The following is a 20,666-nucleotide window of genomic DNA, read 5'->3' on the forward strand; positions in this document are numbered from 1 at the left end:
CAGCGATCTTCACGACCACCACTGTAAAGCGCCGCAGCTTCACTCCAGTGCTGCGCAGCGCCGACTCCGTCAAGGTTCGCGGCCGTCTCGGTCTGGACTGCGGCTCCGTAGACCTGCGCCTTGGAGCGGGGGAGCGAAGCGGAGGAGCGGAGGGAGGGAAGACCGAGACTTCGGGGTCGCGAACCCCGCCCGGAGCGAAGCGGAGGGCGCGATTGGCACAGGTGTTGTTTCTCTGCACTCGAGTCGTACCCTGGACGTTATGGGTCTGTGCACAGAAGACGCTGTCCGGATTGCCGCCGGTCCGGCAGGCGCGAACAGGGCAGTGTCGTCGGCACCGGTGACCGCGTCGCCGCCGCACGTGATTGCCGGAGCCTCGCAGGCCATGCCCGAGGCGGTCGAATACACCGAAATCCTGGAGGCCGAGGATCGGCCGTGGGTCACCGTGGTCTGGGACGATCCGGTCAACCTCATGCACTACGTGGCCTACATCTTCCAGAAGCTCTTCGGTTACAGCAAAGGCAAGGCAAACGAGCTCATGCTCCAGGTGCACAACGAGGGCAAGGCCGCGGTCTCCTCGGGCTCGCGCGACAAGATGGAGCACGACGTGCAACGCCTGCATGCCGCCGGACTATGGGCGACCATGCAGCGGGATCAGTGATCCGGGCGGCTACGGTAGCCACGTGCGGAAGTGGAGCAGGAAGAACTCCCTGAGCGGGTTGAAACTCCGTTCGGAAATGGACGCCCACGAGGCGGAGGTACTGCGCTCGCTGGTGGGCGCGGTGAGCGGTCTGCTGACCGACCGAGCCAGTTCGGCGCCCGAGGACGAGTTGGCCGCGCTGACCGGGTTACAGCTGGGCAACACCACCCCGCCGGACGATCCGCGCCTGGCCCGGCTGCTGCCCGACTTCCATCGCAGTGAACCGGGTTCGCCCGATGCCGAGCGCGCCGGTCTCAATTCCGCGCTGCGCAGCCTGCACGAACCGGACATCATCGAGACCAAGGTCGCTGCCGGACTGGTGATCCTGGAAACCCTCCCGCCGCAGGGCGGCAAGATCATCCTCACCCCCGAGCAGGCCGACTGCTGGCTCAATGCGCTCAATGACGTCCGCCTGGCGCTGGGCACCGCGCTCGATATCGACGCCGACACGCCCGAACATCTGGACCAGGATGATCCGCGCGCCCCCAGCCTCGACGTCTACCACTGGCTGACCTGGATGCAGGATTCGCTGCTGCAAGCGCTCATGCCCTAGCCGCCCGGCTCGGGACACCGTCGGCTCGGAGGTGAAGTCCGTGAACAGTGCTGCGGGACCACAGAATTCGATTACCGATGTGACGGGTGTACTGGTGGGACACCAGCACTCGATCGACCCGAACGCGACCCTCGGATCCGGCGCGGCCACCGGCTGCACGGTGCTGCGCGTCCCGGGCGGCGCCACCGCCTCGGTGGATGTGCGCGGCGGCGGGCCGGGCACCCGCGAAACCGATCTGCTCGACCCCGGCAATACCGTGCGCCAGGTGAATGCCGTGCTGCTCACCGGCGGCAGCGCCTACGGCCTGGCCGCGGCCGACGGTGTGATGCGCTGGCTGGAGGAGCATGGCGAGGGGATCCCGATGGACCCCGCCGATCCGTCCCGCGTGGTGCCCATCGTGCCGGGCGCGGTGATCTTCGATCTTCCGGTGGGGGACTGGCATATTCGGCCGGGCGCCGACTTCGGATTCCTGGCGGCGGACTCGGCCCAGACGGAATTCGCGCGCGGTTCGGTCGGTGCGGGCGTAGGTGCGCGCGCCGGATCCATCAAGGGCGGGGTGGGCACCGCGAGTGTGCGCTTCACCGACGGTCCGGCCGCCGGAATCACGGTGGGCGCGTTGATCGTCGCCAATCCGGTCGGCTCGGTTTTCGACCCGCGCACCGGATTGCCCTGGGGCGCAGGCACGGACGGACCCGAGCATTTCGGCCTGCGGCCCGTCACCGCCGACCGCCTGACCGCCGCGAACGCGCTCCCGGTGAAGGGCACCGTCCTCAACACCACCATCGGCGCGGTCGCCACCGATGCGGCGCTGGACCCCTCGGCCTGCCGCCGGCTGGCCACCACCGCGCACGACGGCATCGCCCGTGCCATCCGGCCCGCGCATTCGCCGCTCGACGGGGACACGCTCTTCGCGCTGGCCACCGGTACCGCCGTGCCCGGCCCCGGCTTCCCGCTGCCGCCGGCCTTCCCCGCCGACCTGCTCATCCTCGATCAGTTGTGTACCGCTGCCGCCGTCTGTGTGGAGCGCGCCATAGTCGACGCCATTCTCTCCGCGACCTCGGTCGCTGGAATTCCTTCTTACACAGACCTCTTCGGCAATGCGTGACACCGACCGGTCGGTGTGGCCGGGGGCGTCCGCGCCCGCCGGGGAATAGCCGAATATTCTGACCTGTTGACGACAGCGATTCGTCTGCCCCGGGGCAGACGTGCGTCGGACGGTGAACGGAAGGATTCGACAGTGCTGGTGATCAGGGCCGAGCTCGTGAAGGCAATGGTCGCGCATGCGCGCGCCGATCACCCCGACGAGGCGTGCGGCGTCATCGCCGGTCCCGAGGGCGCGGACCGTCCCGAGCGCTTCGTTCCCATGGTCAATGCCGAGCGCTCGCCCACCTTCTACCGCTTCGATTCCGGTGAACAGCTGCGCGTCTGGCGCGCGATGGACGATGCCGACGAGGAAGCTGTGGTCATCTACCACTCGCACACCGCGACCGAGGCGTATCCGAGCCGCACCGATATCTCCTACGCGTCCGAGCCGAACGCCCACTACGTGTTGATCTCCACCCGCGATCCCGAGCAGCACGAGTTGCGCAGCTACCGCATCCTCGACGGTGTCGTCACCGAGGAACCGGTCGAGATCACCACCGCCTGAACACTTTCCGCCGGATACAGCAAGGAGCCCACAATGCCGGTCACCGTCTCCATCCCGACCATCATGCGCACCCTCACCGGAGGTGAGAAGCGCGTCCAGGCCGAAGGCACGACCCTCGCCGCGCTCATCGACAACCTCGACACCAACCACACCGGCCTCAAGGACCGGCTGCTCAAGGACGGCAAGCTCAACCGCTACGTCAATATCTACGTCGACGACGAGGACGTGCGTTTCACGGGCGGTCTGGAGGCCGAGGTCCCCGAGAACGGCACCGTCACCATCCTCCCGGCGGTCGCCGGCGGCGCACGCTAACCGTGGCGCGCTACGAGTCGCTGATCGCGACGCTCGGCAATACCCCACTGGTGGGTCTGCGCACTCTGTCCCCGCAATGGGACGGCGACAACCACGTGCGGCTCTGGGCCAAACTCGAGGACCGCAACCCCACCGGGTCGATCAAGGACCGCCCCGCCCTGCGCATGATCGAGCAGGCCGAGGCCGACGGACTGCTGACACCCGGCTGCACCATCCTGGAACCGACCAGCGGCAATACCGGTATCTCCCTGGCCATGGCCGCCAAACTCAAGGGCTACAAGCTGGTCTGCGTCATGCCGGAGAACACCTCGATCGAACGCCGCCAGCTGCTGACCATGTTCGGCGCGCGCATCATCGACTCGCCCGCCGCCGGTGGCTCCAATCAGGCTGTCGCCCTGGCCAAACAGATCGCCGCGGAAAACCCTGAATGGGTAATGCTGTACCAGTACGGCAATCCGGCGAACGCGCTCGCCCATTACGAGACCACCGGCCCGGAGATCCTCGCCGACCTCCCCGAGATCACGCACTTCGTAGCGGGCCTAGGCACCACCGGCACCTTGATGGGCACCGGCCGCTTCCTCCGGGAAAAGGTCCCCGGCATCGACATAGTCGCCGCCGAACCCCGCTACGGCGAACTCGTCTACGGCCTCCGCAATATCGACGAAGGCTTCATCCCCGAGCTCTACGACGAATCCGTCCTCACCTCCCGCTTCTCGGTAGGCCCCTACGACGCCGTCCGCCGCACCCGCGAATTGGTCCTGGAAGAAGGCATTTTCGCCGGCATCTCCACCGGCGCCATCCTGCACGCGGCCCTAGGCGTAGCAAAAAAGGTCCAAAAAGCAGGCAAATCCGCCGACATCGCCTTCATAGTGGCCGACGGCGGCTGGAAATACCTCTCCACCGGCGCCTACGACGGCACCCTCGAAGAAGCCGAAGACCGCCTCGACGGCCAACTCTGGGCCTAGTGCTCACTTCGGCTCGCAGTCCACAGAAGGGGCGGAAAAGAAGCCGTGCTGGGCACGCCGCCTGCCGTACCCGGCTTGGGCTCCCGACTCAGGCGGATTCTCACGTTCCTGACGGGGGCCCGGCCCTGGTCACCTTCCAAGACGAAACCCCAAGGACAAGACCGCGCGCGCACCCGGTTCAGCCATCGAGTGGGCTCTGCCGGTCGGTAGGCGGGAGCGAGGGGCTTGCGTCGCCGGTACGCTCGGGGCAGAGCAGGGCCTAGGAGGTGCTGGCGATGACCAGTGGTGTCGGAGCGTCGTTCGATCCGGAGCGGATCGGGCGGATGCAGAAGCAGTTGACCGATCCAGGCTCCGAGCCGCGTTCGCCCGGTGCATTGAAACTGCTGTGGCAGCGAGCCATTGCGATCACCCTCGGATTCACCGCACTGCTGTACGGAATCGAAGGCGTCGACGCCGCGACCGGGCAGGAATTCGATCAGGCCGGGGTCAAGCCACGCACGGCGGACGGCCTCGAGGGCATCGTCTTCGGCCCTGTGCTGCATGCCAATTGGGAACATCTGATCGGAAACACCGTCCCGGTACTGGTGCTGGGTCTGCTGACCCTGCTCACCGGAATCGGCCGCGGCCTGGCCGCCACCGCCATCGTCTGGGTGATCGGCGAGGGCGGCACCTGGTTGATCGGCCCGTCGAACACGGTGCACATCGGCGCCTCGGTCCTGGTGTTCGGCTGGCTCACATATTTGATCTCGCGCGGCATCTTCGCGCGCAATGTGGTGCAGATCGCCATTGGCCTGGTGGTGGGGTTGCTGTATGGCTCGATCCTGTGGGGTGTGCTGCCCGGAGACCCCGGAATCTCTTGGCAAGGACATCTTTTCGGGGCGGTGGGTGGACTGGTTGCCGGATGGGTACTCTCATCGGATGAACGTCGTCATCGTCGCGGGGCTAACGCCGGCCGTATCGCGTCGTCGGGGTGACGGTGGACCCGGCCGGCGATTTGGGGGATCCCTCCTTGAGTGAGACAGCAGCGTGGCAGCATGGGGGAATGCGCCTCACCGTGATCGGGTGCTCGGGCAGCGTGTCCGGCCCGGATTCCCCGGCATCGGGATACCTGCTCACCGGCCCGGATATGACTCCCACTGTTATCGATTTCGGCCCGGGCGTATTGGGTGCGCTGCAGCGCTACCTCGATCCCGGTGAAGTCGATATCTTCCTGACTCATCTGCATGCCGACCATTGCCTGGATTTGCCGGGCCTGCTGGTGTGGCGGCGCTACCATCCGAATCCGCCGACCGGGAAGGCCATTGTCTACGGCCCTTCCGACACGTCGCTGCGCATCGGTAATGCGTCCGCGGAGATCGGCGGCGATACCGACGACTGGTCCGATGTGATCGATATGCGGCTGTGGACGGTGGGCGAACCGATTCCTTTCGGTAAGGGCCATACGGTCGAGGCCCGTCGCATGTTTCATCCGCCGGAGTCCTACGGGCTGCGTATCGAAACCGCTCCCGACCGCACCTTCGTATACACCGGCGACACCGCGTTCTGCCCGGAGGTCATCGAGTTGGCGCGCGGCGCCGATGTGCTGCTCGCCGAGGCCTCCTGGACCCACGACCCGGCGAATCGTCCGCCCGGTATTCACCTTTCGGGGCATGAGGCGGGCCTGGTCGCCGCCGAGGCCGGTGTCGGTGAACTGCTGCTCACCCACATTCCACCGTGGACCTCCCGCGAGGACGTCATCGCCGAGGCGAAGGCGGTCTTCAGCGGCCCGGTACACGCGGTTTCTCCCGGCGAAGTCTTCGAAATCTGACCGTCTAGGCTGTGGCTCGTGTCTACACGAGCCGATGGCAGGGCGGATGACGAACTCCGCGAGGTAAAGATCACCCGGGGCTTCACCGCGCATCCGGCAGGTTCGGTGCTGGTGGAATTCGGTGGAACGCGGGTCATGTGCACCGCGAGCGTCACCGACGGGGTGCCGCCGTGGCGTCGCGATTCCGGATTGGGCTGGCTGACGGCCGAATACGCCATGCTGCCCGCCGCCACCCATACCCGTTCCGGCCGCGAGTCGGTGAAGGGCCGGGTCGGCGGTCGCACCCAGGAGATCTCCCGTCTCATCGGCCGCTCGCTGCGCGCCTGCATCGACCTGGCCGCCATCGGTGAGAACACCATCGCCCTCGACTGCGATGTGCTGCAGGCCGACGGCGGCACCCGCACCGCCGCCATCACCGGTGCGTACGTGGCGCTTTCGGATGCCGTCACCTATCTGGCCGCGGCCGGCAAGCTGACCGACCCGCAGCCCATCTCCTGCGGCATCGCCGCGGTGAGTGTCGGCGTGGTAGACGGCCGGGTGCGCCTGGACCTTCCGTACGAGGAGGATTCGCGCGCCGAGGTCGACATGAATGTGGTGGCCACCGACACCGGCACCCTGGTTGAGATCCAGGGCACCGGCGAGGGCGCCACCTTCCCGCGCTCCACCCTCGACAAGCTGCTCGACTCCGCGCTCGCCGGTTGTGAGCAGCTGTTCGTGGTGCAGAAGGAAGCTCTTGCGCTGCCGTACCCGGGCGTGCTCCCGGAGCCGTCCGAGGCGAAGAAGAAGTCCTGATGTCGCGCCGCGTCCTGGTCGCCAGCCGTAATGCCAAGAAGCTGAACGAGTTACGCCGCATTCTCGACGAGGCCGGTATCGCCGGCATCGAAATCGTCGGCCTGAACGATGTGCCGCCGTACGACGAGGCTCCGGAAACCGGTGCGACCTTCGAGGAGAACGCGCTCGCCAAGGCTCGCGACGGCTTTGCCGCCACCGGAATGCCCTGTGTCGCAGACGATTCCGGTATCGCGGTGGATGCCCTCAACGGTATGCCCGGTGTGTTGTCGGCCCGCTGGTCCGGTACGCACGGCAATGACGAGGCCAACAACACACTGCTGCTGGCCCAGCTCGGAGATGTCCCCGACGAGCGGCGCGGCGGGGGCTTCGTCTCCGCCTGCGCCCTGGTCGCCGACGGCGTCGAAGAGGTCGTGCGTGGTGAATGGCCCGGCGTCATTGCCCGAAAGCCGGTGGGCGACGGCGGTTTCGGTTACGACCCGCTGTTCGTTCCCGAGGGTGGCACGGTCTCCGCGGCCCAGCTCACCCCGGCCGAGAAGGATGCGGCGTCACACCGCGGCCGCGCACTGCGCCAATTGCTTCCGGCGCTGAAGGCGTTGGCAGCCAACTGATTACAGCAAGGATGAGTCGATAAAAGAACGCGCTCCCGTCCGAGGACGGGAGCGCGTTTTCGTTTCGGTCAGGAGCTCAGAGCCCGAAGGCGGCCTTCACTTCTTTGGTCCGCATGTGCTCGAACACGAAGGACAGGAACGGAATCGTGCCGGCCAGGCAGGTCAGCGCCGTGGTGACCGGCTTCCAGCGCGCCTTGATGCCCAGGTCGATGGTGAAGACCAGGTACAGCATGTAGAAGATGCCGTGGATCTGCCCGACATAGAACAGCCAGTGCGGCGCGGTGTGGCTGTCGGCCAGGATCAGGTACTTGTAGATCACTTCGCCGGTGAGGACCAGCAACCAGATACCGGTGATCCAGGCGAGGGTGCGGTAGCGCAGGAGCGCGCCGCGGATCTTCTCGGGCGCGGCTGCGCCGAGCGGGCGGGGCGCGAGGGTGGTTTCACCGGTCGCGACGGGGGCCTCGGAGTTGTCGCGCGCGGTCACCCGGCGCTCCTTTCGGGATGGTTGCGCAGCCCGGCGTCCGTGATCTGCTGATCGAGGTCGCTGGCGTGCAGTTCGGCCAGGTATTTGTTGTATTCGGCGACCTGGGGATCGTCATTCGTCGCCGACTTCGGTCGCTCCGGCAGCAATCCGGCCGGAATCTCGCGCGCCACAACCGGTTTCGGCTTTCTGGCGCGCGGCGCGACGACGGTTTCGGCAGTGCCCGCAGCGGAATCGCCGGCGGCCGGTGCGGAATCATCCGCCGACCGCGCCACGCTGTCCTCCCGGGCTTCCTGCTCCAGTCGCACGAACCGGAAGTACGCCCACACCACGAACCCCGCGAAAAGCGGCCACTGCAGCGCATAGCCCAGGTTCTGCCCGGTGCCACTGCCCGATTCGAAGCGCCCCCACTGCCACCACCCGAGTCCCAGGCAGGCCGCGAACGCCACGATCACGAAGATGATCAGAGCCGGGCGGCGGTGGGGAGCGGACACGACCACCAAGGTACCCGCCTACTACGTCTTGCGTAGTAGGCGGGTTGTTCCGCCTCCTGACGCACGGCTGCCGGTAGATCATTGCCCTCGAACCCGACGACTTATCTCGTGCGGGCCGGGTAACTCGTCGGGTACCCCCGAAATAGTTTCGGCTCCCAACCGCACTACGCGTCCTCGACGGTCTACGGCTCCCACGCTGTGCGCTAAAGGTTCGGGGAGGCGGGGGAGCTCAGAACTTGTAGGTGACTCCGGTCAGGCGCTCGGACTCTTCCCACAGTCGCCGCCACAGCTCCTGATCCTGCGAGAGCTTGCTGGACGGGGCCGCCTCGACCGGGCCCTTGGTGCCGCCCAGGCGGGCGGGGCCCCAGTAGACGGTGGGGTCGGCGTCCGGGACGGTCGCCGCGAACAGTGAGGAGTACGCGGCGTGCGCGGGAGACTGGCCGATGAGCCGGACGAAGGGCTTGGAGATCTTGTCCAGTGGGGTTTCGGTGCGGGCGAACAGGTCGGTGGCCGAGACGCCCGGGTGCACGGTGTAGGACCGCTTGGCCGAGTCGGCCGCGGTCAGTCGCCGCTGCAGTTCCCGGCCGAACATCAGGTTCGAGAGCTTGGACTGTGCGTAGGCGAGATTGCGCTGGTAGCGCCGGTGCTCGTAATTGAGGTCGTCGACCCACAGCTTCGGGGTCTGCCGGTGCGCGATGGACGCGATGGAGACGACCCGGTCGTGAATCTTGTCCAGCAGCAGCCCGGTCAGCGCGTAGTGGCCGAGATGATTGACGCCCCACTGGGTTTCGAATCCGTCCACGGTGCGCGAGAACGGCACGTTCATCAGGCCCGCATTATTGATGAGCACATCGAATTCGCCTGTGCTGTCCGCGAATTCGCGAATGGAGGCGAGGCTGGCGAGATCCAGCGAGGCGACCTGCACATCACCGTCGATGCGGTCGGCGACCTCTTGCGCCTTGGCGGCATTGCGGCAGGCCATGATGACGGTGGCGCCCTTGCTCGCGAGCACCTTGGTGGTCTGCTCGCCGATCCCGCCATTGGCGCCGGTGATGACGAAGGTGCGCCCGGACTGATCCGAGATTTCGCTGGGCTTCCATGCCATGGCTTTTGACCTCACGGGTTCGGCGTTCGGCGTGCGTCGGTGCACGCGTCGATGAAATTCCCCTGACCTTACTCCAGAGTAAGTTCAGACGGTAGACCGACTCGACCCGCCACGCCCGGACTCGCCCCGGCTCAGCCCAGCATCCCCTCGAGCGCCAGCGTGCGCGCCGGTTGCCGCAGCTTCTGCATGGCCTTGGCCTCGATCTGCCGGATCCGCTCCCGGGACACACCGAAGATTCGGCCGACCTCTTCCAGTGTGCGCGGTTCGCAGCCGTCCAGGCCGTAGCGCAGCGCGATCACCTGCGCCTCCCGCTCGGGCAGGCCGGACAGCGCCACCCCCAGCTGCCCGCGCAGCGCACCGTCGGTGACCGTCACCGACGGGTCCGGGCCGTTGTCGGCAATGAGCGCGCCGAGTTCGGCATTATCGCTGTCGCCGATCGGGGTGTGCAGCGAAATCGGTTCGCGCGCATGGCTGAGCACCTCCCGGACCTGCAGGACGGACATATCCAGCTCTTCCGCCAGCTCCTCGGTGCTGATATCCCGGCCCATGCGCTGCGACAGCGTCCGCTCGGTGCGAATGACCCGGTTCATCACATCGGCCACATGCGCCGGCAGCCGGATGGTGCGGCCCTGATCGGTCAGTGCCCGCCCGATGGATTGCCGGATCCACCAGGTGGCATAGGTCGAAAGTTTCAGGCCGCGGCGATGATCGAACTTGTCCACCGCGCGCATCAGGCCCAGCGTGCCCTCCTGCACCAAATCCAGCAGTGACATGCCGGTGGGGGTGGGGTAGCGCTTGGCGATGGAGACGACCAGGCGCAGATTGGCGCGCACCATATGGTCCTTGGCCCGCAGTCCGTCCGCCACCGTGCGCTGCAGCGCACGCCGCTCCGCGGCGGTGAATTCGATTGCCGCGCCGTCCGACTCGTCGAGACGCTCCCGGGCGAGCACTCCGGCCGCAATGCGCTCGCCGAGCTCGAACTCGTGCGCACCCGTAAGTAGCGGAGTCCCGCCGATTTGGCGCAGATAGTCCTTGATGGCGTCTTCGCTGACGGTGAGCGTCATGGAGGTGCTCCCTTCCGGCGGGTGGTGCTGGTGCCATGGCGATGCGGGTCATGCGGGGAGTCCCCTTCATTTGTACTCGCCGGTCTCGACTGTGGGGACAAATATAGGGAGGACCTAAAAATATGTCGACAATGAATTTAGGACGGAATCGGCTATGCTCAGCGGTATGAGCGCGCAGACCGCCGAAGCCGGTAGCCGTCCGCTGGGCCTTCGGGAGCGGAAGAAGTTGCAGACCCGGCAGAACATCTCCAATACCGCCACCCTGCTGTTTCTCGAGCACGGCTTCGATACGGTGACCATCGCCGATATCGCCGCCGCGGCCGACGTCGCCAAAATGACCGTGACCAATTACTTCCCGCGCAAGGAAGACCTGGTCCTGGACGTGCACGATGAGTTCGTGGCGAGTCTCGCGCGCACGGTCCGGGACCGGGAACCGGGCGAATCGGCGCTGGCCGCGCTGCGCCGGGACTATCTCGCCGCCGCGGCCGCGCAGGCCGCGCTCATCGGGTTCTCGGGGCCGGATTTCGCGCGGCTCATTACCGGCAGCCCGGCCCTGGTCGCGCGATTGCGCGAATTCCACGAGGAGCGCGAGCGGCTGCTCGGTCGGACGCTGGCCGAGGAAACCGGCGCTGCGGCAGACGATTTCACTCCGAATATCGCCGCGGCCCTGCTCGGCGGCGTACATCGCGCCCTTTTCGAGGAGACCGTCCGCCGCACCGTGGACGGCGAATTCAACGATGTCATCGCAGATGCCCTGACCGGCTACATCAGCAGCGCCTTCGACACCCTCGAGCCGTCGCTCGGCGGCTATGCGGTCCGAGCAAACTGATCGCCCTGTTTGCCGTGTCGTTGCTGCGTACTCGCTGGTGAGCGCCACATACTGAGCCGATGACCGGTGCCAGCGCGGCCGTTGCCCCCTCCGTGCCCCAGCCTTTGAGCCGGGCTCGAATCAATATCATCTTCGCGACCGTGGTGCTCGGGATGCTCATGGCGGCACTCGATTCCACCATTGTCGCCACGGCGCTGCCGACCATCGTCGCCGATCTCGGCGGCGCGGGGCATATGGCGTGGGTGGTCACCGCCTACCTGGTGGCCGAGGCGATCGCCACGGCCCTGGCCGGAAAATTCGGTGACCTCTTCGGCCGCAAACTGGTCTTCCAGCTCAGCGGCTTCATCTTCATTCTCGGCTCGATCGTCGCCGGCCTGGCGCACGGCATGGACCTGCTGATCGCGGCCCGCGCGGTGCAGGGCCTGGGCGCGGGCGGGCTCATGGTCACTTCGATGGCGTTGATCGCCGATGTGATTCCGCTGCGCGAACGCGGCCAGTACCAGGGTGCGCTGGGCGCGGTCTTCGGCGTGACCACGGTGATCGGCCCGACGCTGGGCGGCCTGTTCACCGACCACCTCAGCTGGCGCTGGTGCTTCTACGTGAACGTGCCCATCGCGATCATCATGATTCTTGTTGCCGCACGGACGATTCCGGTCGTGCGCAATGCGATGAAGCCGATTGTCGACTACCTGGGCATCGCCCTCATCTCGATCGGCGTCACCTGCCTGATTCTGGGATTGGAGTGGGGCGGACAGGAATACGCCTGGGGCTCGGCCACGATCCTCGGCCTGTTCGCGGCCTCGGCGCTCGCGCTCGCGGCGTTTGTCGCGGTGGAGCTGCGAGCCGAGGAGCCCATGCTGCCGATGCGCCTGTTCCGCAGCAATGTCTTCACCGTCTGCTCGATCCTCAGCTTTATCGTCGGCTTCGCCATGCTCGGTGCGATGACGTACCTGCCCGCCTTCCTGCAGTACGTGAAGGGGGTGTCGGCGACCGCCTCCGGACTGCAGACGCTGCCGCTGGTGGTCGGGTTGTTCACCACCTCGATCATCTCCGGCACCATCGTCGGCCGGACCGGGCGCTACAAGCTCTTCCCCATCGCGGGCACGGCGATCATGGCGCTCGGCCTGTTCCTCATGTCCACCATGGACGCGGATACCAGCTTCTGGTTGCAGTCGCTGTACATGCTGGTGCTGGGTCTGGGCATCGGTCTGGCCATGCAGGTGCTGACCATCGCGGTGCAGAACAGCGTGCCCTACTCGGATCTGGGCACCGCAACCTCCGGGGTGACCTTCTTCCGCACCATCGGCAGTGCGTTCGGCACCACCATCTTCGGGACGCTGTACGCGAACAAGATCGGCCCGAATCTCACCGCGGCACTGATGGAAGCGAAGGTGCCGCCGGAGGTCGCCCAGAATCCGCAGGCCTTGCGTGACCTGCCGCGGTCGCAGGCCCTGCCCATCATCAACGCGTACGCCACCTCCATCGACTACGTCTTCCGCTGGGTGGTGCCGGTCGCGGTGCTCGGCTTCGCGATCGCGTGGTTCCTGAAGGAGGTGCCGCTGCGCGACAGTTCACGCGGCGTCGCTTCCGATGTGGGAGAGGGGTTCTCGGTCCCGGATTCCGGGGACCGCGTGGTGCAGCTGGAGCGGGCCATCACCCCGGTGCTGCGCAAGCTGCGTGACAATGCGGTGCCGGATTCGGGAATCCTTGCGGCGGCGGGCAGTTCGCTGACCCGCGACGAAGCGTGGGCGCTCGGCCAGGTGCGCATGTACCAGCGGCTGCGTGGTTCGGCGACCGTCGGCGTCATCGCCCGAACCCATTGGGTGCCTGAGGAAATCATCGAACCGACCTACGCCAAGGCGCAGCAGGACGGGCTGCTGCATCGTGACGGTGAGGTCCTGACCCTCACCGATCGCGGCGTGCAGGAGATCGACCGGGTGCAGATCGCGTGGAAGCACTGGATCGAAACCCAGTTGGACGATTGGGATCTCACCGATCCGAAGGACCGCGCGCTGATGGACCAGGCCATCGACAATATCGCCACCAAACTGCTCGACGAGGCCGACCGCCCCGAGACCGCGACCCGCCGCTGAGGCACCGCACCCGAACCACACAGTGCCCCGCTGCGGACAATCGCAGCGGGGCACTGTGTTTCGGAGTCTCGGAGTCTCGGAGCCTCAGGCGTTGACGCGGACCGGCTGCACCGGCGCCTCCCAATCGATCCGGAAGCGCTGCTCCGGGCCCATCATCTTCTCCGGGTTCATGCGCTTGAAGGCCAGCGGCATGACCACTCCCATGACGGCGCGGGTGACCGGACCCGCGGCCTTGGTGTGGTTCATCCGCTTCACCCGATTGGCGACGGCCTCCACCCGCGGCCGCCGCAGCGCCTCGTAGGTGGCGAAAGCCGCTGTCGGATCCTCGATATCGCGCAGGCAGCGCGCCAGCTCGATGGCACTCTCGATGGCCATGGAACCACCCTGCCCGGAGGTGTTGCTCGGCGCGTGCACGGCATCACCGGTGAGCACCATGCGGCCGCGGTACCAGTGCGGTACCGGCGGCATGATCTGCAGCGCACCCACCACCACCAGATCCTCCGGCCGAGTATTGCGGGCCAGTTCGGCGCCGGGGGTGTCATCGGCGTAGACGTCGCGGAGGATGCGCAACCACTCCTCATTGGAGACGGTGCGGGCCTCGCTCAGCGAAAGGTACTGCTCGTGCGGCAGATTCGCGCCCCACGCGACGCGGCCGTCGGGCATGGTCCAGTACAGGTAGTAGGCACGCTTGCCGAAGGCGAAGGTCATATTCCCCGGCGGGACGTCCAGCGAGCCCTCGGTATACGCACCGAAGCCGAGCATGCGCAGGTACTGCGCCTCCGGCGCATCCGGGTCGATGAGCGTGCGTACGGTGGAGCGGATGCCGTCCGCGCCGATGAGCACATCGCCCGTGGCGCTGCTGCCGTCGGCGAAGTGCGCGGTAATGCCGTCGGCACGCTCCTCGACATCGATCAGGCGCTTGCCGTACTCGAACTGGACGCCATTCTCGACCGCCACATCGTGCAGGACTTTGTGCAGGTCAGGCCGGTCGACCAGTTGCAGCGGCTCCACCCCGGACAGGCCGGGCAGTGGCAGCTGCTTGTTGTTGACGGCCATCGATTGCGAGGTGATCGGTGCGGCAATGGCGCGCACCGCATCCGCGGCGCCGATGATCTCGAGGGCGGCCACCCCATTGGGAGCCAGTGCGAGGTTGGAGCCGACGCCGTAGGCGGGACCGGGGTAGGCCTCGAAGACGCGGGCTTCGATGCCCGCCTTGCGCAGTGCGGTCGCGGTGACGGGTCCGGAGATGCCGCCGCCGATGACGAGGGCGGTACGAATAGCCGGGCTTGTTTCAGACATGGGTTGTCTCCCTTGGTGCTTCGAATTCGCTGGTCGGATAACCCCGAATCGGAGCGCGTGCGGAGAACCCAGTTATCCTGTAGTTGCCAAACTCGGTACGAGTTCGCCTGCACGGGCGCGGATCGGGAAGGTGTGTACCCGGGTCTCGGCGGTGGTGTTGCAGCACCTTCGTCGGGGCCCGGTTCTATTTCCGGTCGGTGTTCAGTCCGGCGGCGGCTGCGCGCCGGGCGTTCCCCCCTTCACTTGTTCGACCGCTTCGGCGGGCGTGATGCCGTCGCGATGGAAGTTTCGCCAGAGTTCGACCTCGGGGAAGCTGCCGTCGACGAGCGAATCGCGCAGGGCTCGCGCCCAGGTGGTCTCGGCCTCCAGCATGGTCAGCTCATAGTCTTCTTCGACCAGGAAAAGGTGCGGCACTGCACCTTTCAGAGCAGCCAGGGCGGTACGGCCGGCGGTGATCCGCTCCTCCAGCTTGGTGATTCGTGCGGTGAGCAGTTCGATCACGTCATCGGGCGGGAGCACCGAGACCACGGACAGGCCGGCCATGAACGGCCGCTGCTCGGGTTCCGGATTGGCGATGAGTTCCCTTGTCCAGTCGGCCAATTCGGCGCGACCGGCGTCGGTGATCCGGTAGATGGTGCGTTCGGGGCGGGCGCCGTCGCGTTCACTGCCGGTGATCTCGAGAAAACCGTGCTTGGTGAGGTTGTCCACAACCGTGTACAGCGAGCCCCATTTGACGCCCATGTCATGGTCCTTGCCGAATTCCCGCAACTTGCCAGCGATCTCGTAGCGGTGCATCGGCTGGATGGCGAGCACCGACAGCACCGCCAGTGCCATCAGATTCCCTACCTTGCGCTTGCGAGCCATTCTGCCCACCTCCTCGTTACTCGTCTACGAATATACGTCCACGAGTATTCGTCTACAAGTACTTCGCGCAAAGAAAACGCACCCCTTGCCGTGCGTACGGCAAGGGGTGCGGATGAGCGGATGTCGTCAGCCGGTCGCGAAGCGCGAGTGCAGATAGTCGGAGGTGGCCTGATCGGCGGGCAGGAAGGCCTCGAGATGCAGCTCGGCCAGGGTGATGTCGGTGGCCGTGGCGAACGAGGTGACGGTGGTGATCAACCCCAGCTCACCGGCCTCGCTGCGCAATCGCAGGGGTACCGCGAAGCCCAGGTGATTCGGGCCCGGATCGACCGGCGGCAGATAGCTCTCCAGTTCGGTGAGGAGCGCACTGAGATCCGGGTCCGGACTACGGGCCGCACGATTGCGCAGGCTGTCGGTCACATGACGACCCCATTCGGGCAGATTCACCACCCGCCGTGCCAAGCCGTCCGGGTGCAGGGCCAGCCGCAGCACATTGAGCGGCGCTTGCAGCAGCTCCGGCGCCGCACCCTCGGCGAGCATCTCGAAGGCCGCATTCGCCGCCACCATGACGCCGAACGGCCGGGTGACAACCGCAGGATAGGGGAGATGGCCGTGCAGGATGGTGTCCAGCGCATGTCGCACCGCACCGAGTTCCGGTGCGTCCAAAGCAGATTCGGGGAAGGCGGGCGCGTACCCGGCGGCCAGCAGCAGACCGTTGCGCTCGCGCAGCGACAGTCCCAGCGACTCCGCCAGCCGGACCACCATGGTCCGCCCCGGATGTGAGCGCCCCTGTTCCAGGAAGCTCAGATAGCGCTGACTGGTCTCCGCGCTGATCGCGAGATCCAGCTGGCTGATCCGCCGCCGGGTTCGCCAGTGCCGCAACTGCTGCGCGAACGGGGTCGCCGTCGTCGCCACCGCCATGATCGTCATCCCTCTACTGTGTGCACCCGTGCGCTGCCGTGCGATTCCCTGCAGGGAATGACAAGCGCGGCCGCATGATCATTCCCTGCAGGGAATCGCGCCGCTCGCCGCCGCCGAACAAACTTTGTGCCATGAGCAATCGAGTCGACAACAACAGCCTGGCCACCCTGACCGAGCAGTACATCGCCGTCTGGAACGAGGCCGATCAGCAGGCCCGCACCAAGCGCATCGCCGAGCTGTGGACTGCCGAGGGCATCCACGTGCTGGTCGATCCGCCGCAGGTGATCCGGGAAACCGCTGCCGCCCTGAACTTCCCGACTCCCTACCTGGCAGTGCGCGGTCACCGCGAGCTCGATGCGCGGATCACCCGGGCCTACGAAATGTTCGTCGGCTCCGGCAAATTCGTCTTCCAGGGCCGAGGCGAAGCACAGCGGCTGGCGGAGGGGCTGGTCGGGATCGGCTGGGACATGGTCGCCGCCGACGGTTCGGTGGGCGGCTCGGGCTACGACGTGCTCGCGCTGGACGAGGACGGCCGGATCCACGCCGACCACCAGTACATCGGCCCCGCATAACACACAACTTCGATACAACTGCCTCGGCTGATTTCAGGAGACCAATATGAATGCCATTGCCTACCACCTCGACCCGCTGCGCGGACTCGACGGGCTCAGCACCCGCGCACAGCCGATCCCGGTGGCCGGACCGCATCAGGTAGTGGTGCGGGTGCGGGCCACCTCGCTCAATCGCCGCGACACCATGCTGATGGACGGTACGTACCCGGTGCCCTTCACGCCCGATACGGTGCCGCTGGTGGACGGCGTCGGCGAGGTCATCGCGCTGGGCGACGGTGTGACTCGCGCCGCCCTCGGGGATCGGGTCATGGGTACCTACTTCGTCGCCTGGAACGACGGCCCGCAGCGGACTGAGCTGACCGGCCAGCAGTACGGCGCGAACCACGACGGCTGGTTGGCCAACTATGTGGTGCTGGAAGAAGATTCGGTCATGCAGGTGCCCCCGCACCTGACTGATGCCGAGGCTGCCGCGCTCACCTGCGCTGGGCTGGTCGCCTGGGCGGCGCTCACCAAGCCGATCCCGGCCGCACCCGGGGAGACCGTGCTGACCGTCGGCACCGGTCCGGTCGGTCTCTTCGCGGTGCAGCACGCCAAAATGCTGGGCGCGCGGGTCATTTCGATCACCTCTTCGCCGGATAGGGCGGAGCGGCTACGCAAACTCGGCGCGGATGAGGCCATCGATCGTAAGGTGACGCCGGACTGGGAGCATGCGGTGAACGACCTCACGGGCGGCGCGGGCGTGCGGCATGTGGTCGATGCGGTGGGTCGGCTGACCCTGTCCAAATCCCTTGCCGCAGCGGCCAATGGCGCACAGGTCACGCTGATCGGCGCCTTCCCGGCGCCGGCGGGGGAGCAGCCCGGCGACCCGCTGGGCGGTAAGTTCCTGACCCTGCGCCGCATTGCGGTCGGCAGCCGCGCCGATTTCGAGGGCATGAACCGCGCCATTGCCGAGCACCGCATGCGGCCGGTCATCGATCGGGTCTTCCCGTTCGAGCAGGCGGTCGACGCCTACCGGTACTTCAATGAGGGCGACCCTTTCGGCAAGGTTGTGATCACGATCGCTTAGTGTCGGAAATATGCGGATCTTTCTGGCGGGCGCCAGCGGCGTCCTTGGCTCTAGGCTTGTCCCGCTGCTCATTGCGGCGGGACACGATGTGGCGGGTATGACCCGCTCCCCGGACAAGGCGCGGCTGCTGGCCGCCGCCGGCGCGGAACCGGTGGTGTGCGATGTCTTCGATGCGGCGGCCCTCACCGCCGCTGTCACCGACTACGCCCCGGAGCTGGTCATGCACCAGCTCACCGATCTGCCCGACGATGCGGCCCGCCTGCCCGAGGGGCGCGCCGCCAATGCCCGCATCCGCCAGGAGGGCACCGCGAATCTGCTGGCGGCGGCGGAGGCGGCCGGAGCCTCCCGGATTATTGCCCAGAGCGTGGCCTGGGAGATGACCGGAGAAGGTCAGGCCGCCAAGGAATTCCTGGAGAAGTCGGTGCTCGAGGCAGGGGGTGTGGTGCTGCGCTACGGGCAGTTCTACGGCCCGGGCACGTACTACCCGGATGCCCCGCCCGAGCCGCCCCGCATCCACCTCGAGGAGGCCGCCGCCCGCACCGCCCGCGCCCTCGACCTGGTTTCTGGACTGTATGAACTCACCGATGCCGAGGGCCCGGATTTCCTGCCGGTCGGCTAACCCGGTTCCGCCGCGACTATTGCGGCGCGGACGAATTCGCGAATGCGCACGCTGTCGTCGGCGGACCGCCAGCGCAGCGCCCACCGCACCGGTGGGGCGTCGCGCAGCGGAAGATAGGCCACATCGGGGCGCGGGTGATAGCGCTGCGCATGCGCGCCGATCGGCAGCACGCCCTGTCCTGCGCCGACAAGCGTGAGTAGTTCGGTGGCGGTGGCCGGTCCTTGCAGCACCGTGGTGTGCTCCAGGTCCGCGAGCGTGACCGAACGGCGTTGCGCCAAAGGGTGATTCGTTGGCACCGCCACTATCCGGGCTTCGGAGACCAGCACCGGTCCGCGGGTGATATCCGGTTCGGCCGTCGTGACCATATCGAGCGCGATATCGATCTCGCCCGCACGCAACCACGGAATCACCTGCGCGGGTTGGGCTTCACGAATTCGCACCGCACAGTCGGGCAACTGTAGCTGGAACAGTTCCTTTGCGCGGCTGAGCAATTGGCTGGTGGCGGCATCCACGAAAGCGACCTCCAGCGTCCCGCCGCGACCCCGCCCGGTATCGATGGTGTGCTGTACGGCCGCACCGATGCGATCCCAGGCCGGGCGCAGTTCCGCGTACAGCTCGCGCCCCGCCGGTGTTGCCGTCACCCGCCGGCTGCTGCGATCGAAGAGCGGAACACCCAGCCGTCGTTCGAGTTTCGCGACGGTTTGGCTGACCCGGGCGGTCGAGATGCGCAGCCGTTCCGCCGTCCGGCCGAAGTGCAGTTCCTCCACGAGGGTGAGGAAGACCTCGATTTCGTACCGCTCCAGCATGTGCCACCTCCGCCTGGATCGTTAAGTAGAGCTTGACGATCGTTGCACACATCCCCATTGCTGCGGCCGGTGCGCGGGCAGAGGGTGAAGTGGTCCGCACAACCTCAGGAGTCACCGTGTTCGTCACCGAGTCCCACGCCCTGTCCGCCCCGGCCACCGATACCGCCGCGGTAGTGCGGGAATTGCGCGACCGCGCCGAGATCAGCGATGCCATGTACCGCTTCGCGCTGGGCCAGGACCTGCGGGACAAGGAGCTGTTCGCCTCGTCCTTCACCGCCGATGCCGAACTCGACTTCCAGCCCACAGCCGCGAAGTGGGGTGGTACCGCCCCGCTCATGACCGGCCGCGATGTCATTGTCGACACCATCCTCGGCGGCTTCGCCGGACGCGTCGACACCACACATCAGGTGACCAACACCCGCATAGCGATCACGGGCGACACCGCGCGACTGACCGCCCTCGTGGAGGCGCAGCACCTGCTCACCGCCGATCACGGCACCTTCGCCCTGCTGAAGAACCGGTACGACGTCGAACTGGTGCGCGACGGCGGGCGGTGGCTCATGAGCCGGGTGCGCATCGAGAACGCCTGGTTCACCGGCGATCCAACAGCGATCTTTTAGCTATCTAAAGAAATAGATACTGAGCTGCAATATTACGGTGCCATGTAGCCGGTTAATGTTCATAGCAAATCTGTGTAGCGTCCTGGAAGATCAGCATTTCGGATTGGCAGGTCAACTGCTTCGGAATCGAAGGAGCCTTCGGTGGCGCCCGGCGCCGTGCGTGAGAAACCCCCAGCGACAGACGAGGACGGCACACCCGGCGTGGTGGAGACCGGCGTAATGTCCGCGCGCACATTGGTATTGATGCTGGTGCTGTCGCTCGGCCTGGTCTACCTCCTGGTCGGCGGCAGTCTGCGCGCCGGGTTCGGCGGCAGCGGCGACGGCGCCGACAGTCCGGTTACCCCCGGCTCCACCTCGAAGCAGCAGCCCGCGAGCGCCGGACCGCCGCCCCCGCCCGCCCCGGCACCCGCCGTCGCGCCACCGCCGCCACCCGCTCCGGAGCCGCCTGCGCCCG

The 20,666-nt window shown here is 66.8% G+C and carries 24 protein-coding genes and 1 pseudogene; 17 read left to right on the plus strand and 8 right to left on the minus strand.

Annotated elements, in window-relative coordinates; genetic code table 11:
- Positions 1–382 precede the first annotated feature (382 nt).
- From clpS to JWN03_RS33830, 10 genes are all read left to right on the plus strand, one after another.
- Positions 383–658, plus strand: a complete 276-nt coding sequence (gene clpS / locus JWN03_RS33785) for an ATP-dependent Clp protease adapter ClpS (RefSeq protein WP_297623599.1) — start codon at positions 383–385, stop codon at positions 656–658.
- 22 nt (positions 659–680) lie between these two features.
- Positions 681–1,250 (plus strand): oxidative stress transcriptional regulator AosR, encoded by a 570-nt coding sequence (gene aosR / locus JWN03_RS33790; protein ID WP_297623535.1) that lies wholly within the window; start codon positions 681–683, stop codon positions 1,248–1,250.
- 40 nt (positions 1,251–1,290) lie between these two features.
- Positions 1,291–2,355: a P1 family peptidase gene (locus JWN03_RS33795; protein ID WP_297623538.1), complete on the plus strand. Its 1,065-nt coding sequence runs from the start codon at positions 1,291–1,293 to the stop codon at positions 2,353–2,355.
- Between the two features lie 132 nt (positions 2,356–2,487).
- A complete protein-coding gene (locus JWN03_RS33800; RefSeq protein WP_297623541.1) occupies positions 2,488–2,898 on the plus strand; it encodes a M67 family metallopeptidase in 411 nt (136 codons plus the stop codon).
- Between the two features lie 33 nt (positions 2,899–2,931).
- Positions 2,932–3,210 (plus strand): MoaD/ThiS family protein, encoded by a 279-nt coding sequence (locus JWN03_RS33805; RefSeq protein WP_297623544.1) that lies wholly within the window; start codon positions 2,932–2,934, stop codon positions 3,208–3,210.
- Positions 3,211–3,212: 2 nt separating this feature from the next.
- On the plus strand, positions 3,213–4,175 hold the full coding sequence (locus tag JWN03_RS33810; RefSeq protein WP_297623547.1) for a PLP-dependent cysteine synthase family protein: 963 nt from the start codon (positions 3,213–3,215) through the stop codon (positions 4,173–4,175).
- 275 nt (positions 4,176–4,450) lie between these two features.
- The gene (locus JWN03_RS33815; RefSeq protein ID WP_441343110.1) at positions 4,451–5,149 is read left to right on the plus strand and encodes a rhomboid family intramembrane serine protease; all 699 of its coding nucleotides are present in this window, start codon (positions 4,451–4,453) and stop codon (positions 5,147–5,149) included.
- Positions 5,150–5,217: 68 nt separating this feature from the next.
- Complete coding sequence (locus JWN03_RS33820) at positions 5,218–5,982, plus strand: cyclic nucleotide-degrading phosphodiesterase (RefSeq protein WP_297623604.1); 765 nt, start codon at positions 5,218–5,220, stop codon at positions 5,980–5,982.
- 18 nt (positions 5,983–6,000) lie between these two features.
- Entirely contained in the window at positions 6,001–6,774 is a 774-nt protein-coding gene (rph, locus tag JWN03_RS33825; protein ID WP_297623549.1) for a ribonuclease PH, read from the plus strand.
- The gene (locus JWN03_RS33830; RefSeq protein ID WP_297623552.1) at positions 6,774–7,382 is read left to right on the plus strand and encodes a non-canonical purine NTP pyrophosphatase; all 609 of its coding nucleotides are present in this window, start codon (positions 6,774–6,776) and stop codon (positions 7,380–7,382) included. The genes rph and JWN03_RS33830 overlap by 1 nt, the downstream gene beginning before the upstream one ends.
- A 76-nt stretch (positions 7,383–7,458) precedes the next feature.
- Here the strand turns inward: JWN03_RS33830 and JWN03_RS33835 are convergent, their stop codons facing one another.
- The 4 genes from JWN03_RS33835 to JWN03_RS33850 form a co-directional block, all read right to left on the minus strand.
- On the minus strand, positions 7,459–7,866 hold the full coding sequence (locus JWN03_RS33835; protein WP_297623555.1) for a DUF3817 domain-containing protein: 408 nt from the start codon (positions 7,864–7,866) through the stop codon (positions 7,459–7,461).
- Entirely contained in the window at positions 7,863–8,363 is a 501-nt protein-coding gene (locus tag JWN03_RS33840) for a transcriptional regulator (RefSeq protein ID WP_441343112.1), read from the minus strand. Before JWN03_RS33840 ends, JWN03_RS33835 begins: the two co-directional genes overlap by 4 nt.
- Before the next feature lie 223 nt (positions 8,364–8,586).
- Positions 8,587–9,462 (minus strand): oxidoreductase, encoded by an 876-nt coding sequence (locus JWN03_RS33845; protein ID WP_297623561.1) that lies wholly within the window; start codon positions 9,460–9,462, stop codon positions 8,587–8,589.
- Positions 9,463–9,593: 131 nt separating this feature from the next.
- The gene (locus JWN03_RS33850) at positions 9,594–10,526 is read right to left on the minus strand and encodes a sigma-70 family RNA polymerase sigma factor (protein WP_297623564.1); all 933 of its coding nucleotides are present in this window, start codon (positions 10,524–10,526) and stop codon (positions 9,594–9,596) included.
- Between the two features lie 166 nt (positions 10,527–10,692).
- On the opposite strand from JWN03_RS33850, the gene JWN03_RS33855 reads away from it, so the two are divergent.
- Together JWN03_RS33855 and JWN03_RS33860 are read left to right on the plus strand one after the other, a co-directional pair.
- Positions 10,693–11,355, plus strand: coding sequence for a TetR/AcrR family transcriptional regulator (locus JWN03_RS33855; RefSeq protein ID WP_297623567.1), 663 nt, complete (start codon positions 10,693–10,695; stop codon positions 11,353–11,355).
- 59 nt (positions 11,356–11,414) lie between these two features.
- Entirely contained in the window at positions 11,415–13,448 is a 2,034-nt protein-coding gene (locus tag JWN03_RS33860) for an MDR family MFS transporter (protein WP_297623570.1), read from the plus strand.
- Positions 13,449–13,532: 84 nt separating this feature from the next.
- Here the strand turns inward: JWN03_RS33860 and JWN03_RS33865 are convergent, their stop codons facing one another.
- The 3 genes from JWN03_RS33865 to JWN03_RS33875 all read right to left on the minus strand — a co-directional run bounded on the left by JWN03_RS33865 (position 13,533) and on the right by JWN03_RS33875 (position 16,538).
- Entirely contained in the window at positions 13,533–14,747 is a 1,215-nt protein-coding gene (locus JWN03_RS33865; protein ID WP_297623573.1) for an FAD-dependent monooxygenase, read from the minus strand.
- A gap of 201 nt (positions 14,748–14,948) precedes the next feature.
- Positions 14,949–15,611: a PadR family transcriptional regulator gene (locus JWN03_RS33870; protein WP_297623574.1), complete on the minus strand. Its 663-nt coding sequence runs from the start codon at positions 15,609–15,611 to the stop codon at positions 14,949–14,951.
- 126 nt (positions 15,612–15,737) lie between these two features.
- A complete protein-coding gene (locus tag JWN03_RS33875) occupies positions 15,738–16,538 on the minus strand; it encodes a helix-turn-helix domain-containing protein (RefSeq protein ID WP_297623577.1) in 801 nt (266 codons plus the stop codon).
- A gap of 122 nt (positions 16,539–16,660) precedes the next feature.
- Between JWN03_RS33875 and JWN03_RS33880 the strand changes: the two genes are divergently transcribed.
- From JWN03_RS33880 to JWN03_RS33890, 3 genes are read left to right on the plus strand one after another with little or no spacing between them, the layout of a single operon-like run.
- Positions 16,661–17,101: a hypothetical protein gene (locus tag JWN03_RS33880; RefSeq protein WP_297623580.1), complete on the plus strand. Its 441-nt coding sequence runs from the start codon at positions 16,661–16,663 to the stop codon at positions 17,099–17,101.
- A gap of 46 nt (positions 17,102–17,147) precedes the next feature.
- A complete protein-coding gene (locus JWN03_RS33885; RefSeq protein WP_297623583.1) occupies positions 17,148–18,167 on the plus strand; it encodes a zinc-dependent alcohol dehydrogenase family protein in 1,020 nt (339 codons plus the stop codon).
- A gap of 10 nt (positions 18,168–18,177) precedes the next feature.
- Positions 18,178–18,786, plus strand: a complete 609-nt coding sequence (locus tag JWN03_RS33890) for an NAD(P)H-binding protein (protein WP_297623585.1) — start codon at positions 18,178–18,180, stop codon at positions 18,784–18,786.
- On the opposite strand, the gene JWN03_RS33895 is transcribed toward JWN03_RS33890, so the two are convergent.
- A complete protein-coding gene (locus tag JWN03_RS33895) occupies positions 18,783–19,592 on the minus strand; it encodes a LysR family transcriptional regulator (RefSeq protein WP_297623588.1) in 810 nt (269 codons plus the stop codon). The two genes, JWN03_RS33890 and JWN03_RS33895, sit on opposite strands and share 4 nt — an antisense overlap.
- Before the next feature lie 32 nt (positions 19,593–19,624).
- Between JWN03_RS33895 and JWN03_RS33900 the strand changes: the two genes are divergently transcribed.
- Positions 19,625–20,212 (plus strand): nuclear transport factor 2 family protein, encoded by a 588-nt coding sequence (locus tag JWN03_RS33900; RefSeq protein WP_297623591.1) that lies wholly within the window; start codon positions 19,625–19,627, stop codon positions 20,210–20,212.
- A 141-nt stretch (positions 20,213–20,353) separates the two neighbouring features.
- Positions 20,354–20,666 (plus strand): annotated as a pseudogene (locus tag JWN03_RS33905) (hypothetical protein); the annotation flags it as partial.

It is taken from the genome of Nocardia sp. (assembly GCF_025465275.1).
Taxonomy (GTDB): domain Bacteria; phylum Actinomycetota; class Actinomycetes; order Mycobacteriales; family Mycobacteriaceae; genus Nocardia.

What these genes read in the sequence shown, in the direction of transcription:
- JWN03_RS33895 (WP_297623588.1), bottom strand. Translation starts at nt 19,592, where the DNA reads ATGCTGGAGCGGTACGAAATCGAGGTCTTCCTCACCCTCGTGGAGGAA.
- JWN03_RS33860 (WP_297623570.1), top strand. Translation starts at nt 11,415, where the DNA reads ATGACCGGTGCCAGCGCGGCCGTTGCCCCCTCCGTGCCCCAGCCTTTG.
- JWN03_RS33845 (WP_297623561.1), bottom strand. Translation starts at nt 9,462, where the DNA reads ATGGCATGGAAGCCCAGCGAAATCTCGGATCAGTCCGGGCGCACCTTC.
- JWN03_RS33830 (WP_297623552.1), top strand. Translation starts at nt 6,774, where the DNA reads ATGTCGCGCCGCGTCCTGGTCGCCAGCCGTAATGCCAAGAAGCTGAAC.
- JWN03_RS33855 (WP_297623567.1), top strand. Translation starts at nt 10,693, where the DNA reads ATGAGCGCGCAGACCGCCGAAGCCGGTAGCCGTCCGCTGGGCCTTCGG.
- JWN03_RS33820 (WP_297623604.1), top strand. Translation starts at nt 5,218, where the DNA reads ATGCGCCTCACCGTGATCGGGTGCTCGGGCAGCGTGTCCGGCCCGGAT.
- clpS (WP_297623599.1), top strand. Translation starts at nt 383, where the DNA reads ATGCCCGAGGCGGTCGAATACACCGAAATCCTGGAGGCCGAGGATCGG.
- JWN03_RS33865 (WP_297623573.1), bottom strand. Translation starts at nt 14,747, where the DNA reads ATGTCTGAAACAAGCCCGGCTATTCGTACCGCCCTCGTCATCGGCGGC.
- JWN03_RS33805 (WP_297623544.1), top strand. Translation starts at nt 2,932, where the DNA reads ATGCCGGTCACCGTCTCCATCCCGACCATCATGCGCACCCTCACCGGA.
- JWN03_RS33815 (WP_441343110.1), top strand. Translation starts at nt 4,451, where the DNA reads ATGACCAGTGGTGTCGGAGCGTCGTTCGATCCGGAGCGGATCGGGCGG.
- JWN03_RS33870 (WP_297623574.1), bottom strand. Translation starts at nt 15,611, where the DNA reads ATGGCTCGCAAGCGCAAGGTAGGGAATCTGATGGCACTGGCGGTGCTG.
- JWN03_RS33890 (WP_297623585.1), top strand. Translation starts at nt 18,178, where the DNA reads ATGCGGATCTTTCTGGCGGGCGCCAGCGGCGTCCTTGGCTCTAGGCTT.
- JWN03_RS33875 (WP_297623577.1), bottom strand. Translation starts at nt 16,538, where the DNA reads ATGACGATCATGGCGGTGGCGACGACGGCGACCCCGTTCGCGCAGCAG.
- JWN03_RS33850 (WP_297623564.1), bottom strand. Translation starts at nt 10,526, where the DNA reads ATGACGCTCACCGTCAGCGAAGACGCCATCAAGGACTATCTGCGCCAA.
- JWN03_RS33880 (WP_297623580.1), top strand. Translation starts at nt 16,661, where the DNA reads ATGAGCAATCGAGTCGACAACAACAGCCTGGCCACCCTGACCGAGCAG.
- JWN03_RS33885 (WP_297623583.1), top strand. Translation starts at nt 17,148, where the DNA reads ATGAATGCCATTGCCTACCACCTCGACCCGCTGCGCGGACTCGACGGG.